Annotated in this window: 9 protein-coding genes; 7 read left to right on the forward strand and 2 right to left on the reverse strand. The window is 33.8% G+C overall.

Annotated features, from left to right (window positions below):
* Positions 1-136: 136 nt before the first annotated feature.
* Entirely contained in the window at positions 137-3313 is a 3177-nt protein-coding gene (locus QO182_RS03385; protein WP_371559924.1) for a PAS domain S-box protein, read from the forward strand.
* Positions 3314-3605: 292 nt separating this feature from the next.
* On the opposite strand, the gene QO182_RS03390 is transcribed toward QO182_RS03385, so the two are convergent.
* Both QO182_RS03390 and QO182_RS03395 read right to left on the reverse strand, forming a co-directional pair.
* Positions 3606-4556 carry an NAD(P)H-dependent flavin oxidoreductase gene (locus tag QO182_RS03390; RefSeq protein ID WP_371559925.1) on the reverse strand — a complete coding sequence of 317 codons (951 nt, stop codon included), beginning with the start codon at positions 4554-4556 and terminating at the stop codon, positions 3606-3608.
* Between the two features lie 305 nt (positions 4557-4861).
* Positions 4862-5080: a hypothetical protein gene (locus QO182_RS03395; RefSeq protein ID WP_371542977.1), complete on the reverse strand. Its 219-nt coding sequence runs from the start codon at positions 5078-5080 to the stop codon at positions 4862-4864.
* A 482-nt stretch (positions 5081-5562) separates the two neighbouring features.
* Between QO182_RS03395 and QO182_RS03400 the strand changes: the two genes are divergently transcribed.
* The 6 genes from QO182_RS03400 (at position 5563) to QO182_RS03425 (ending at position 15322) form a co-directional block, all read left to right on the forward strand.
* A complete protein-coding gene (locus tag QO182_RS03400) occupies positions 5563-7338 on the forward strand; it encodes a long-chain fatty acid--CoA ligase (protein WP_371559926.1) in 1776 nt (591 codons plus the stop codon).
* Positions 7339-7659: 321 nt separating this feature from the next.
* Positions 7660-9456: a long-chain fatty acid--CoA ligase gene (locus QO182_RS03405; protein ID WP_371559927.1), complete on the forward strand. Its 1797-nt coding sequence runs from the start codon at positions 7660-7662 to the stop codon at positions 9454-9456.
* A gap of 24 nt (positions 9457-9480) precedes the next feature.
* Positions 9481-10533: a proline iminopeptidase-family hydrolase gene (locus QO182_RS03410; RefSeq protein WP_371542983.1), complete on the forward strand. Its 1053-nt coding sequence runs from the start codon at positions 9481-9483 to the stop codon at positions 10531-10533.
* A 670-nt stretch (positions 10534-11203) separates the two neighbouring features.
* Positions 11204-11671, forward strand: a complete 468-nt coding sequence (locus QO182_RS03415; protein WP_371542985.1) for a MarR family winged helix-turn-helix transcriptional regulator — start codon at positions 11204-11206, stop codon at positions 11669-11671.
* Complete coding sequence (locus QO182_RS03420) at positions 11655-14045, forward strand: 3-hydroxyacyl-CoA dehydrogenase NAD-binding domain-containing protein (RefSeq protein ID WP_371542988.1); 2391 nt, start codon at positions 11655-11657, stop codon at positions 14043-14045. Before QO182_RS03415 ends, QO182_RS03420 begins: the two co-directional genes overlap by 17 nt.
* 95 nt (positions 14046-14140) lie before the next feature.
* A complete protein-coding gene (locus QO182_RS03425) occupies positions 14141-15322 on the forward strand; it encodes an acetyl-CoA C-acyltransferase (RefSeq protein WP_371542991.1) in 1182 nt (393 codons plus the stop codon).

Raw genomic sequence — 15322 nt, forward strand, 5'->3', positions numbered from 1 at the left:
AAGAACCAAACAAAAATCAATCTATCCCATATTAAAAGAAAAATTAAGACAATAAATTCTAAGATTAAAAGCTTCTTTTTTTATACTAATCTTATTCAATTTCATTTTTGCAAATTATACTTAATTCCCCAATCAAATGCCATTTAACAATAAAAGCTACAACTTTCTTTCCAATGGTGGAGAGATGGGTAAATTAATGAGGGAAAAAGACTGGACTAACACCGTATTGGGAGTACCAGATCAGTGGCCTAAAAGCCTACAGGTAATGGTTGCAGTTATGCTCGAGAATCCTTTTCCCATGTTAATTGCTTGGGGAAAAGAATACATACAAATCTACAATGACAATTATATACCAATATTAGGGTCAAGTAAGCATCCACATGCCTTAGGGAATGAAACAAAAGAAACCTTCAATGAGGTATGGACGATTGCTGAACCAATGTTTGATAAGGTTTTAAAAGGGAGGGCTGTAAGGCACCCAGATATGTTATTTCAATTATACAGAAATGGCGTTTTAGAGGATTGTTATTTTGATTTTTCGTATAGCCCTATTAGAATTGATGATGGTGAGGTAGGCGGTGTTCTGGTTACCGTAGTTGAAACTACTGTTAAAACAAAGTATCAAAAAGACTTAAAAGAGAGTAATGATCAGTTACAATTTGCAATTGAGGCAACTGAATTAGGAACTTTTGACTTGAATCCTACTACTAATAAATTTACAGCAAATACACGTCTAAAAGAGTTATTTGGTTTTTCTAGCGAGTCTGAAGTTGATATTTCTTCAGCAATTAATGCAATTATTGAAAAAGACCGAAAAAGAGTAGTAGATGCAATTGAAAGGGCATTGCAATATGACTCAGGAGGAAAATTTGACATTGAATATACATTACAAAATTACGTAACAAGAGAAGAAAGAGTAGTTAGAGTAAAAGGAAGAGTTTGGTTTAATGAAGACAAGGCCGCTATTCGATTCAACGGCACTGTTCAAGATATCACAGAAAAATCACTTGCCGAAAAAGAAAAACAAAAATTAATTGCTATTATTGAAGCAAGTGAAGAATATATTGGTTTAACCGGAATAGACTCAACGGTACAATTTATCAATCCTGCAGGTCTAAAAATGCTAGGATGGGAATCTTATGAAGGAAGAACTATGATGGATTGCATATATCCACAAGATAGAATATATGCTGAAAAAAATTTTCCACAGCTATTATGTAGTGAAACAGAATATAATGAAGTTCAATTTTGGAACGAAAAAACAGGTATCCCTTTTTGGATTCATTGGAACGGAATCAGAATAAAAGATGCCGTAACAGATCAAGTAATAGGACTTGCTACAGTCAGTCCTAATATCACTGAACGTAAAAAATATGAAGAAAAAATAAAAACTAGTGAAGCTAACCTAAGACAGCTAATTGTTCAGGCACCTGTGGCGATGGCTATTTTTAGAGGACCTGACCTCATTGTCGAAATTGCTAATGAGAAAGCGCTGGAGTTATGGGGACGAACTGAAATTGAAATTCTAAACAAACCCCTCTTAAAAGCGATGCCAGAGTTATCTACTCAAGGTATTGCCGATGTACTTTATGATGTCTATCAAAATGACTGTCCGTTTTCAGCCACCGAACTCCCTCTTAAATTATTAAGAGAATCAGAATTAGAAACTGTTTACATCAATATTTCTTACGAACCGCTTTATGACAGTAACGGAAAAGTAAATGGAATTATGGCTGTAGGTTTTGACGTCAGCGAACAAGTGATTGCAAGACAGATAGTTGAAGCTAACGAAGAAAAATTAAATATTGTCATAAATGCCAGTGAATTAGGAATATGGGAGTACAACTTAAAGACAAATGTTTCAAACTGTTCTGATCGCTGTATAGAAATTCTTGGTTACAAAGAGAAAAGGGATTTAGCTCATGATCAATTGCTTAAAAATTTTCATCCAGAGGATTTACAAATAAGAAAAGAAGCTTTTGAAAGGTCATACATAACCGGGTTTTTATACTATGTAGCTCGAATCATTTGGGAAGATAATACGATTCATTGGGCCGAATTAAAAGGTAAAGTTTTTTTCGATTCTGACAATGAACCTTTTGAAATTCTTGGAACAATCCGCGATATTTCTGAAGAACGTTTCATTCAACAACAATTATTGGAAAGAGAACAAAAATTCAGATTGCTAGCTGATTCTATGCCGCAGTTTGTTTGGACATCAGACCCTTCCGGGAATCTGAACTATTTTAACCAGTCCGTTTTTGATTTTACTGGCAGTACATTAGAGGAGATTTTAGAAGAAGGATGGATTAAGATTGTACATCTTGATGACAGAGAAAAAAATATTGAAGAATGGATCAATTCAATTACAACTGGTGCGGATTTTTTAGTAGAACATCGTTTTAGAAAATTTAATGGAGAATATCGCTGGCAATTAAGCCGGGCGACCCCTCAAAGAGATGAAAATGGAAAGATTCAAATGTGGGTAGGAACCAGTACTGATATTCAAGACCAAAAAATGTTTGCCAATGAATTAGAGAAACAAGTTTCTGAAAGAACAGCTGAGCTAAAACAAAAGAATATTGATTTGGAAAAAATGAATAAAGAGCTACAATCTTTCGCCTACATTTCAAGTCATGATTTACAAGAACCACTCCGAAAAATTCAAATCTTTGCTTCAAGAATTATCGACAAAGAAAAAAACAATCTTTCTGATTTTGCAATTGATTATTTTTACAAAATTCAAACATCTGCTAATAGGATGCAAACATTAATTCAAGATTTACTTGCTTATTCACGTACTAGTAATCACGAAAAGAAATTCGAATTAGCATCATTAAATAATATTATAGCTGAGACCACTAGTGATTTGTTTGAAGAATTAGAACAGAGTAAAGGGATTATCGAAATAGGAAATACATGTGAATTAAAAATCATTCCTTTTCAGATTAGACAGTTACTTCAAAACCTAATCAGTAATTCATTGAAATTTGCTAAACTTGATGTTGCACCATACATCACTATTTCCTGTGTGATTGATCAAGGAAGTCAATTTGATGCTATTGCATTGGATGAAGATAAGAACTATTGCCACATCTGCTATACAGACAATGGTATTGGTTTTGATCAGGAATACAGTGACAAAATATTTGAATTGTTTCAGAGATTGGGTGGTAAAGAAAAATACATTGGAACTGGGATAGGATTAGCCATTGTGAAAAAAATTGTTGAGAATCATAATGGGTATATAAAAGCAGAAAGCACTATAAATATTGGTACAACATTCCATATCTACCTCCCTGAAATACAATAAGTTTTTATTCTATTCTAAAATTCGCTAATAAATAGCTTATCTAATGTAATAGTAAACAATGATAATTAAATGATTTAAAAGGAATATTTGCGATGTTGAAGCCTTACGTTCTTATAAATAATTTAATAACCTAAGAGTAATCAACAGTGGCAGGATAGCTTTGAGGTATAGAAATCAGTATAAAAAATTAAAAAAAACGGGAAGTCGATGCCTCTTTACCACACTAACGCTTGATTGACCAATGCTTTTTTTAGCGAAGGGAGATTTTACAAGTTCTCCCTTCTCTCTAAAATTAAACCGTTAAGGTATCAACAATTGCCGAAACTGGGCGTATTGCAGTTGTCTGTTCGATAGTTGGTCCAGCAACCCAAACCGTTTTATAGGTAAATTCAGTAGCAGCTTTAGTAACAGCATTTGATCCCATCATGTATCGGATCATTTTTACCCACTTTTTCAAGCTTTTATTTTTATTTAAAGTGCGTTCTAACCAAGTTTGTTTCGTTCCCACTTTTTGAATGTAAGGCGTATTAATAACCGTACAAGGTGTCCCTGATATTTTTTCAGTCAGAACGATATCCTTAGCACCATAATCAACACAGGCTTGTTTGTATTCCTCAGAAACATCGGACTCCAATGAGGCGATAAAAGGACTCCCCACAGATACACCTACGGCGCCATAGCTTAACATTTTATCCAAATCTATTTTAGTACTCACGCCACCTGCAGAAATAACAGGCAATTCCGTATTTTCATTTAATTCTTTAATCAATTGCTCTGGAGATTGTGCTCCTCTATGACCACCGGCCAAATTGTTAACAGCAATTAGGGCGTCAGCACCTAAGCTTTCTACCTTTTTGGCAAAAGACAAATCGGTAACATCACAAAAAACTTTAATACCCACTTTATGAGCAGCATTAATCGTTTCTTCTGGCGACCCTAAGGAAGTGATTATAAAATCTACTTTTTCAGCACACAAAACTTCTAATTGGTCTTTGTATTTGATATTCGATTTATTCACGATCAAATTATAACCAAAACTACCTCCTGGTACTTTAGCTGCCCTAAGTTCCAATATGGAATCGCGCAGTTCCTCTAGTGTGCGGTAATTTAAGGCAGGGATACAACCTGCAACACCAGATTTCATTCCTTCAATTACCATTTTAGTATTTGAAACTAGAAACATAGGCGCCATTATTAATGGTCTATCAATTTTCAAAAGAGAAGTCAAAGTAGGTTTTGTCATAACTTAAAGTTTTAATTTAAACAAATATAACCAAATATACTATGCGTGCCTACTATTTACATTCTAAACTAGGTTAAATAAATAATGATTAGCAATCTAAAATGCGATGTCTTTTTATCAAAAGCAATAAAAGTGGATACCTTTTGGCGCATAAAAAAAGCAGAAAGTTTTTTTAATACTTTCTGCTTTCTCTATCTGTACACTCTTATTAGCTACACAATACAACTACTCTTTACTACTCTATTCTGAAAAGTATTAAACTCTTTTATATGGTAATCAAACTATCTTATTTGAATCTTAAATTCCTATTCTACCAATGTATCTTCCACTAAAAAATCATCTAGGTCAATTTCGACATTAGCCATGAAAATTTCAGGTTCCCTAATAGTTAACCAATAGTCGGCAACGATGCTTAAAACGACATCCTTTAAACCACTCAAAGAACTTTCAACTTGGTACTCCTCGTCTTTAATTACTTCGATAAGCAATTCATTTACTTTTCTAATTTTTTCTAAATTCGTCATTCTATATATTATTAAATTGCTAACTACATTTTAATTACACTTTTAAAACTGTCTGAATATAGATTGCTAAATAGCTTTAAATAAAAGCCACATCTATTTTCAATATTTGGACGCTAAATTATATGAAATAAATTCTAACAGCAATACCCACTTTTAGTGATTTTTTATACAAAACCAAATACTGAATTTGAAAAACATAAACGGTCTATAAAAACTCCACTTTTAGAAAAGTATACCTTCGTAAAAAGAGCACTACATTGTCATCTTATTAAGATGCTCCACAGGACTAATTCAAACAATCTGTAATCCAGAGAAAATAGAAAGTAAGTAAATAAAACCATCCTAAATATATTTCATTGCAATTGATGAGACAAAGAAACTATGGCCGCCTTAATATTGCTGATACCTGTGTGTAATTTATTAAAAAAATAATAATTATCCTTATTTTTTAACTATTTTGCATCACTATTAAATATTATGCGATGACAGCCGTAACTAGAATTTTTGATTTTCCGTATTATCAGCTAGAACAATATTCTTCAATCGCAGATGCTTTAGCAACAAAGAAAAATGGTGTTTGGATAAAAACTTCAACTGAAGAATTTATTTCCAAAGCCAATACTATTTCTAGGGCACTCTTGATGATGGGCATTAAAAAAGACGATAAGATTGCCCTAATTTCCACTAATAACAGAACCGAATGGAGTATCATGGATATTGGTATTTTACAAACCGGAGCGCAAAACGTACCCATCTACCCCACAATCTCCGCAGATGATTATGCATACATCCTCAATCATTCTGGCGCAACTTATTGTTTTATATCTGATGTGGAAATATTTGAAAAAATAAATTCAATACGAGATAAAGTTCCAGCATTAAAAGAAGTGTACTCATTCGATGAAATTCCAGGTTGTAAAAACTGGTCAGAATTGCTTCTTATTGGCGAAGACCAAAGCAATCAAAATGAACTAGAAGAACGAAAAGAAAAAGTACTACCTTACGATTTAGCTACCATTATATATACCTCTGGAACCACTGGAACACCAAAAGGGGTTATGCTTTCGCATAACAATCTAGTTTCTAATGTCCTTGCAATTGTTAACTTAGTTCCGTTTCCAGCCGGAAAAGCTAAAGCGTTAAGCTTCTTGCCTGTCTGTCATATTTTTGAACGCACCGCTTTATATTTATATCAATATCATGGTGTTTCCATTTATTTTGGGGAATCTATAGAGAAAATCAGCGATAATATAAAAGATGTAAAACCAACTATGATCACTGCTGTACCAAGGCTACTTGAAAAGGTATACGATAAAATCTACGCAAAAGGAACGGAACTAACCGGAATAAAAAAGAAGCTTTTCTTTTGGGCTATAGATTTAGGATTACGATTTGAGCCATATGGAGCCAATGGTTTATGGTATGAAATGCAACTTAAAATTGCTCGAAAATTAATTTTTAGCAAATGGAAAGAAGGATTAGGTGGGAACCTCGAATTGATTGTAAGCGGTAGCGCTGCCTTGCAGCCTAGATTAGCTCGTGTATTTACGGCAGCAGACATTCCTATTTTGGAAGGTTATGGATTAACCGAAACCTCCCCAGCAATTTCATTTAATGACTTAAATAATAAAGGATTAAGAATAGGAACCGTAGGAAAAGTAATTGAGCATGTACAAGTAAAAATTGCCGAAGACGGGGAAATCCTTTGTAAGGGTCCTAACGTAATGTTAGGCTACTATAAAGATGAAAAATTAACAAATGAAGTGATTAAGGAAGGCTACTTCCATACTGGAGACATTGGGAATATTGACGAAGACGGCTTCTTAAAAATCACGGATCGAAAGAAAGAAATGTTCAAAACTTCAGGAGGCAAATACATAGCGCCACAATTACTAGAAAACACAATGAAACAATCCCGTTTTATTGAACAAATTCTGGTCATAGGAGAAGGACAAAAAATGCCGGCAGCACTTATTCAACCTAATTTTGAATTCCTCAAAGAATGGGCAAACATCCATAAAATTGATATTGGAAAAACAAATAGTGATCATATTGTTCATCAAAAAGTATTGGAACGCATACAAAAGGATATTAACAATTTGAATGAAAAATTTGGAAATTGGGAAAAAATCAAACGATTTGAATTGACTGCAGATGTGTGGTCAATTGACGGTGGACAATTGACTCCTACACTAAAACTAAAACGTAAAAACATTAAAGAACTATATAAAGAGCAGTACCAGAAAATATATAGCTAATTTAGAAACCATTACTTTACAAAAAATCACACCTATCAGATGTTAAGTTTGTATTTATATTATTGCACTATTTGGCTTTGTTGTACTATAAATCATAGTAAAAGTAAAAACACTTCTAATTGTTCTAAAATATTATTTTTTAAAACAAAACTACTCTTAACTCTTTTTTTTTTACTTATAATCAAGCTTTTAAACTTCAAAGTAAGAAATCGTTTTCGTAAAAGAAAACACATATCGAATATTTTTTTTCATTTTAATTTTTAAAATTCAAAATTATTGTCATTTTTTAATTAATTTGCAATAAAATTCAACCTTCGAATAATGACTCAAGTAACTAGACTCTTTGATTTTCCTTATTATCAACAAGACAAATATACTTCAATTCCAGATGCTTTAAATACGAAGCAGGACGGTGTATGGATAAAAACATCTACACAAGAATATATAGCTCAAGCCAATGCAGTCTCAAGGGCACTTTTGCGAATGGGAATTAAAAAAAACGATAAGATCGCCGTTATTTCTTCTAGCAACAGAACAGAATGGAATATTATGGATATTGGTATTCTTCAAGTGGGAGCCCAAAACGTACCCATCTACCCAACAATAACCGAAGAAGATTATGAATACATATTGAACCACTCAGGAGCAATATATTGTTTTGTATCTGACGTAGAAATACTTCAAAAAGTAAACTTAATAAAAGATAAAGTTCCTCACCTGAAAGAAATATATTCTTTTAACCCTATTGAAGGTTGTAAAAACTGGAAAGAACTACTCGTTCTTGGTGAAGACCAGAGCAATCAAGACGAGGTTGATGCCTGTAAAAGTTCCGTTAAACCGGATGATTTAGCAACTATAATTTATACATCTGGAACTACAGGACGACCAAAAGGAGTTATGCTTTCGCACAATAACATTGTGTCAGATGTACTTAATAGCGCACTTAGAATACCATTTGAAGCGGGAAAAAGTACTGCGCTAAGCTTCCTTCCTGTTTGTCATATTTTTGAAAGAATGATCTTGTATTTACACCAATATTATGGTGTTTCGATTTATTTTGGGGAATCTATAGACAAAATAAGTGATAACATAAAAGAAGTAAAACCTACAGTAATTACAGTTGTTCCAAGACTTATCGAAAAAGTATACGATAAAATCTATGCTAAAGGAGCAGAATTAACTGGGATAAAAAAGAAATTGTTCTTTTGGGCAATTGATCTAGGATTGATATATGAACCTTATGGTGCTAATGGACTATGGTATGAAATGCAGCTTAAAATTGCCCGAAAATTAATTTTCAGCAAATGGAAAGAAGGATTAGGTGGTAATCTGGATTTAATGGTTTCAGGAAGCGCCGCACTACAGCCAAGATTAGCGCGCATTTTTGCTGCGGCAGAAATTCCAGTGATGGAAGGATATGGTTTAACAGAGACATCTCCTGTTATATCTGTAAATGATATGAGAAACAGAGGTTTCAGAGTAGGAACTGTTGGAAAAGTAATTGATAATGTAGATGTTAAAATTGCCGAAGACGGCGAAATCCTTTGCAAAGGTCCGAACGTAATGGTTGGTTACTTTAAAGATGAGAAATTAACTAACGAAGTTATCGTAGACGGTTATTTCCATACTGGTGACATAGGTGAATTTGACAAAGATGGTTTCTTAAAAATCACGGACCGTAAGAAAGAAATGTTCAAAACTTCGGGAGGGAAATATATAGCACCACAACTTATTGAAAACACCATGAAACAATCTCGTTTCATAGCGGAAATTATGGTCATTGGTGACGGACAAAAAATGCCGGCAGCTTTCATTCAGCTTGACTTTGAATTCGTTAAAGAATGGGCTATTATTCATAAAATAGAGCTGGGAGCAAGTAATGAAGAGATAATATCAAACAAAAAAGTAATCGATAGAATTCAGGAAGAAATAGACTTCTTAAATAAAAAATTTGGTAATTGGGAGAAAATCAAACGATTCGAACTAACACCAGATGTTTGGTCTATTGAAGGCGGTCAGCTGACACCTACACTAAAACTAAAAAGAAAATTAGTGATGGAAAAATACATTGATTTATTCGATAAAATCTATGGTCCGCCAACTTATCTTGCTGTGTAAGCATAACTAAAAAATACCGTAACCATGAAATTAAAAATTCTATTTTATTCTATATTAAGTATTATATTATTTTCTAATTGCGGGCAAAAGAAAGAAGAAGATCCAATTAAAGCCAATTATTTAGATTATTCTAAAAGGCAAGATCAATATACGGGAGGCATCAAAATGATTCCAATAACTACCCCAAAAGGCACCTTTAAAGTCTGGACAAAAACCGTGGGGAATAACCCTAGAATTAAAGTATTATTACTTCACGGTGGACCAGGATTAACGCACGAATTATATGAATGTTTCGACGGTTATTTCCCAAATGAAAGCATCGAATACATTTATTATGATCAATTGGGATCGTACTATAGTGAGCAACCTAACGATAACAGTTTATGGACTAACGAACGTTTCGTTGAGGAAGTGGAACAAGTTCGAATCGCATTAGGAGCAGACAGTTCTAACTTTTATATTCTAGGTCAATCCTGGGGCGGAATACTTGCTATGGAATATGCCTTAAAGTACCAAAAAAATCTAAAAGGTCTAATCATATCTAATATGATGGCCAGTATTCCTGAATATAATACCTATGCCCAACAAGTCCTTGCTCCGCAAATGGATCCTAAAATCCTAAAAGAATTGCAGGAAATGGAGAAAAATGATGACTATGATAATCCAAAATACAGCGAACTTCTTTTCAAATATTATTACACAGAACACATTCTAAGAAAATCATTAGAAGAATGGCCTGAATCTATTAACCGCTGTTTCAAACACATTAACCCAAATGTATATGTATTTATGCAAGGACACAGTGAATTTGGTATCACTGGGAATGCATCACTAAAAAATTGGGATGTAAAAGACAAACTAAAAACAATTACAGTCCCTACATTGACAATCGGTTCTAAATATGACACTATGGACCCAGAGCATATGAAATGGATTGCCAACGAAGTGCAAAACGGACGGTTTCTATTTTGTCCTAATGGCAGTCACCTTTCACAATATGATGATCAAAAAACATATTTTAACGGCCTTATAAAATTTCTAAAAGACGTGGATAACGGTACTTTTAAAAAAGTATAAAATAAAATTTTAGTCACTGCTGTACACCCTACTCTCTTAGGAATGTTTTGCAGGATTTACTCCCTCCTATTTGTCTAATTAAAAAAGCTTTAGATATTGCGTATTTACTGTTTTTTATAATTTTTAATGATTTATTGTAAATTTTTCAATACTTTTAATACATTAATAATTAGTCACTTAAAACTATGGAAAGCAAAAAATTTATTGTTTCAGTTATTGTAACAGCTAATGGCTACTTTCTCTTAAGTTGGTTATCATAGAAATACATTTTTCCCGATGACGAAAACATGTATTTACTGTGTGTATTGTTAATCAGCATGACTATCTTTTTTTGCTTGCAACATTCATGAATCAGTTTTAAATATTTAAAATTCATGTTATCGTTCTAAGAATAGAATCTAAAACCGTAATTTTTCATATTCCCAATACGCATCTGATTCATAAAAATAGTGCTTTTAATATCCTTATTTCAATAAGAAAAGGAGTTAGTGTGCAAGTATCTATAAACGGAAACGTTTACTAGAACTTCGATAATTTGGCAGTTTGTTAAAAATAACCTCCTTTTCTGACCATATTTTTTTACAATAATAAATTTTTAACATAAAAATAATTGATTTTATTATGCATGCATAGTATTTTTTTGTTATATTTGAAATCGATATAGTTACATATGAAAGATAAAACAATAGATTACATTTTAAGAGCTACATGGCAAGCCGTTTCAAGAATGTACAATGAAGAAGCTTCTAAGTATGGTGCCACTATGGCAACTGGGTTTGCATTATTGAGCATGGATAAAAATGAAGGTACTCCTTCTACATCATTAGGTCCTAAAATGGGAATGGAAGCCACTAGCCTTACCAGGACCTTAAAATCAATGGAAGATAAGGGTTTAATCATTCGAAAAAAAAATCCCGATGACGGTCGTGGTGTATTAATTTACTTGACTGAGTTAGGTAAAGAAAAAAGAGTTTTATCAAAAAACACTGTATTAAAGTTCAATGAAACCGTAAAAAATCACATTACGGATGAAAAATTACAACACTTTATTGAAGTCTCAGAAACGATCAACGAATTAATTCAAAATAAAAATATATTTAATCAAACTGAAAAAATAGACAATGAAACGCACAATTAAAAAAGTTGCAGTAATCGGATCCGGAATTATGGGTTCGGGAATTGCATGCCATTTTGCCAATATTGGTGTCGAAGTTTTACTTCTCGATATCGTTCCTAGAGAACTTACTGAAGTAGAAGAAAAAAAAGGATTGACATTAGAGAGTAAAATTGTTCGCAACCGCCTGGTAAATGAGCATTTAAATAATGCCTTAAAATCGAAACCTTCTCCTATTTACAGCCAAAAATTCGCTAACCGAATTACAACTGGTAACACAACAGACGATATGGCAAAAATTGCCGACGTTGATTGGATTATCGAGGTTGTTGTAGAAAGATTAGATATCAAAAAATTAGTATTTGAACAAGTAGAGAAATACCGCAAACCGGGTACTTTGATTACTTCAAACACTTCGGGAATTCCTATTCACTTTATGAGTGAAGGAAGGTCTGAAGATTTCCAAAAACACTTCTGTGGGACACACTTTTTTAACCCTGCACGTTACTTAAAATTATTCGAAATTATTCCTGGTCCACAAACTTCATCTGAGGTTTTAGACTTTCTTACTATATATGGTGAAAAGTTTTTAGGAAAAACTTCGGTTGTTGCTAAAGACACTCCTGCCTTCATCGGAAACCGCGTTGGAATTTATGGTATTCAAAGTTTATTCCATTTGGTTAAAGAAATGGGTTTAACTATCGAAGAAGTAGATAAATTGACTGGTCCAGTTATCGGTCGCCCAAAATCGGCTACTTTTAGAACGGTAGATGTAGTAGGATTAGATACTTTAGCTCACGTTGCGAACGGTATTTATGAAAACTGTCCAAATGATGAACAACACGACTTATTCAAATTACCAGATTTCGTCAATAAAATGATGGAGAATAAATGGCTAGGTAGTAAAACAGGACAAGGTTTCTACAAAAAAGTAGGAAAAGAAATTCTGACTTTAGACTTAGACACATTAGAATATAGAGCCGCTAAAAAAGCATCATTTGCTACACTTGAATTAACTAAATCTATTGATAAACCAATCAATCGTTTTAAAGTTTTAGTAAAAGGAAAAGACAAAGCAGGTGAGTTTTACCGCAAAAGTTTTGCAGGTATGTTTGCTTATGTATCGAATAGAATACCTGAAATCTCAGACGAACTATACAAGATTGACGACGCTATGAAAGCGGGTTTCGGTTGGGAAAATGGTCCATTCGAAATTTGGGATGCTATTGGAGTAGAAAAAGGAATCGCAATTATGAAAGCGGAAGGTCTTGAACCGGCTGCTTGGGTAAATGAGATGCTAGCTGCAGGAAATAAAAGTTTTTACACTGTTAACGATGGTGCAACTAATTTTTACAACATTCCTACAAAAGCACAAACTAAAATTCCAGGTCAAGATGATTTTATTATCCTGAACAACATTCGCGAAAGCAAAAAAATATGGAGCAACAGTGGTGGTGTTATCACTGACTTAGGTGATGGAATCATCAACTTAGAGTTCTTATCAAAAATGAATACTATTGGTGGTGATGTTTTACAAGCCATCAATAAAGCAATTGACTTAGCCGAACAAGAATACCAAGGATTAGTTATTGGTAATCAAGCAGGAAACTTCTCTGTTGGAGCAAACATCGGAATGATCTTTATGATGGCCGTTGAACAAGAATATGATGAGTTGAATATGGCAATCAAAACTTTCCAAGATACAATGATGCGTGTACGTTACTCTTCTATTCCAGTAGTAGTAGCACCACACGGAATGACTTTTGGTGGTGGATGCGAAATGAGTTTGCATGCTGATAAAGTTGTTGCTGCTGCAGAAACATATATGGGACTTGTTGAGTTTGGTGTAGGTGTTATTCCTGGTGGTGGTGGTTCTAAAGAACTAGCATTGCGTGCATCAGATTTATTCCATAAAAATGATGTGGAGCTTAATGTATTGCAAGAATATTTCTTGACTATCGCTATGGCAAAAGTATCAACTTCAGGTTACGAAGCTTTTGACACTGGGCTTTTACAGCACGGTAAAGATATTATTGTGGTAAACAAAGACCGTCAAATTGCTGAAGCAAAGAAACATGCTTTATTAATGGCCGAAGCTGGTTATACACAACCTATCCGTAGAACGGACGTAAAAGTATTAGGAAAACAAGCTCTAGGGATGTTCTTAGTAGGTACAGACCAAATGGAAGCTGGAAAATACATTTCTGAACACGATAAGAAGATTGCTAACAAACTAGCTTATGTAATGGCTGGTGGTGATTTATCTGAGGCAACATTAGTATCAGAACAATATTTATTGGATCTGGAACGTGAAGCTTTCTTATCGCTTTGTACAGAAAGAAAAACATTGGAAAGAATCCAATTTATGTTAACCAAAGGGAAACCGCTACGTAATTAATTATTTTAAATTATAAATGTTGAATTTTAAATGTCTCGAAATATTTATGCCAACAAATGATTTAAAATTTATAATTCAAAATTCAAAATAACATTATGAAAACAGCCTATATAGTAAAAGCATACAGAACAGCCGTGGGGAAAGCTCCTAAAGGTGTGTTCAGATTTAAAAGACCTGATGAGTTAGCAGCAGAAACCATTCAGTATATGATGAGTGAATTGCCAGATTTTGACAAAACTCGTATTGATGATGTTATGGTAGGAAATGCTATGCCTGAAGCAGAACAAGGACTTAATGTGGGACGTTTAATCTCTTTGATGGGATTAAAAATTGAAGATGTCCCTGGAGTAACTGTTAACAGATACTGTGCTTCTGGATTAGAAACAATAGGTATGGCTACAGCCAAAATTCAGTCAGGAATGGCGCATTGTATTATTGCTGGTGGTGCCGAAAGCATGAGTTTTATTCCGATGGGAGGTTACAAACCAACTCCGGATTATGCTGTAGCAAAAGCAGGACACGAAGATTACTACTGGGGAATGGGCTTAACAGCCGAAGCAGTAGCAAAGCAATTTAACGTTTCAAGAGAGGATCAGGATGAGTTTGCTTACAACTCTCAAATGAAAGCCTTGAAAGCGCAAGCTGATGGTAAATTTGATAAACAAATTGTTCCTATTACAGTAGAACAAACATTTATCAATGAAAATGGTAAAAAAGAAACGAAATCTTATGTAGTAAATAAAGATGAAGGACCTAGAGCCGGTACTACAATAGAAGGCTTAGCTGGTTTAAGACCTGTTTTTGAAGCTGGTGGAAGTGTAACAGCCGGTAACTCATCACAAATGAGTGATGGTGCTGCTTTTGTACTTGTTATGAGTGAAGAAATGGTAAAAGAACTTAATCTTGAACCTATCGCAAGATTAGTAAACTTTGCTTCTGCAGGAGTTGAGCCTAGAATAATGGGAATTGGACCTGTAAAAGCAATACCAAAAGTATTGAAACAAGCGGGTTTATCTTTAAATGATATTGACTTAATTGAATTAAACGAAGCTTTTGCCTCACAATCGCTAGCAGTAATAAGAGAACTTAATTTGAACCCTGATATCGTCAACGTTAATGGTGGTGCGATTGCAATGGGACACCCACTGGGATGTACCGGAGCTAAACTGTCAGTTCAATTATTCGACGAAATGAAACGTCGTGGTAATAAATACGGAATTGTTACCATGTGTGTGGGAACAGGTCAAGGTAGTGCTGGGGTATACGAGTTGCTTTAA

This window comes from Flavobacterium sp. Arc2, from assembly GCF_041431385.1.
In the GTDB taxonomy this organism is placed as follows: Bacteria; Bacteroidota; Bacteroidia; order Flavobacteriales; family Flavobacteriaceae; genus Flavobacterium.

What these genes read in the sequence shown, in the direction of transcription:
- QO182_RS03385 (WP_371559924.1), top strand. Translation starts at nt 137, where the DNA reads ATGCCATTTAACAATAAAAGCTACAACTTTCTTTCCAATGGTGGAGAG.
- QO182_RS03390 (WP_371559925.1), bottom strand. Translation starts at nt 4,556, where the DNA reads ATGACAAAACCTACTTTGACTTCTCTTTTGAAAATTGATAGACCATTA.
- QO182_RS03395 (WP_371542977.1), bottom strand. Translation starts at nt 5,080, where the DNA reads ATGACGAATTTAGAAAAAATTAGAAAAGTAAATGAATTGCTTATCGAA.
- QO182_RS03400 (WP_371559926.1), top strand. Translation starts at nt 5,563, where the DNA reads ATGACAGCCGTAACTAGAATTTTTGATTTTCCGTATTATCAGCTAGAA.
- QO182_RS03405 (WP_371559927.1), top strand. Translation starts at nt 7,660, where the DNA reads ATGACTCAAGTAACTAGACTCTTTGATTTTCCTTATTATCAACAAGAC.
- QO182_RS03410 (WP_371542983.1), top strand. Translation starts at nt 9,481, where the DNA reads ATGAAATTAAAAATTCTATTTTATTCTATATTAAGTATTATATTATTT.
- QO182_RS03415 (WP_371542985.1), top strand. Translation starts at nt 11,204, where the DNA reads ATGAAAGATAAAACAATAGATTACATTTTAAGAGCTACATGGCAAGCC.
- QO182_RS03420 (WP_371542988.1), top strand. Translation starts at nt 11,655, where the DNA reads ATGAAACGCACAATTAAAAAAGTTGCAGTAATCGGATCCGGAATTATG.
- QO182_RS03425 (WP_371542991.1), top strand. Translation starts at nt 14,141, where the DNA reads ATGAAAACAGCCTATATAGTAAAAGCATACAGAACAGCCGTGGGGAAA.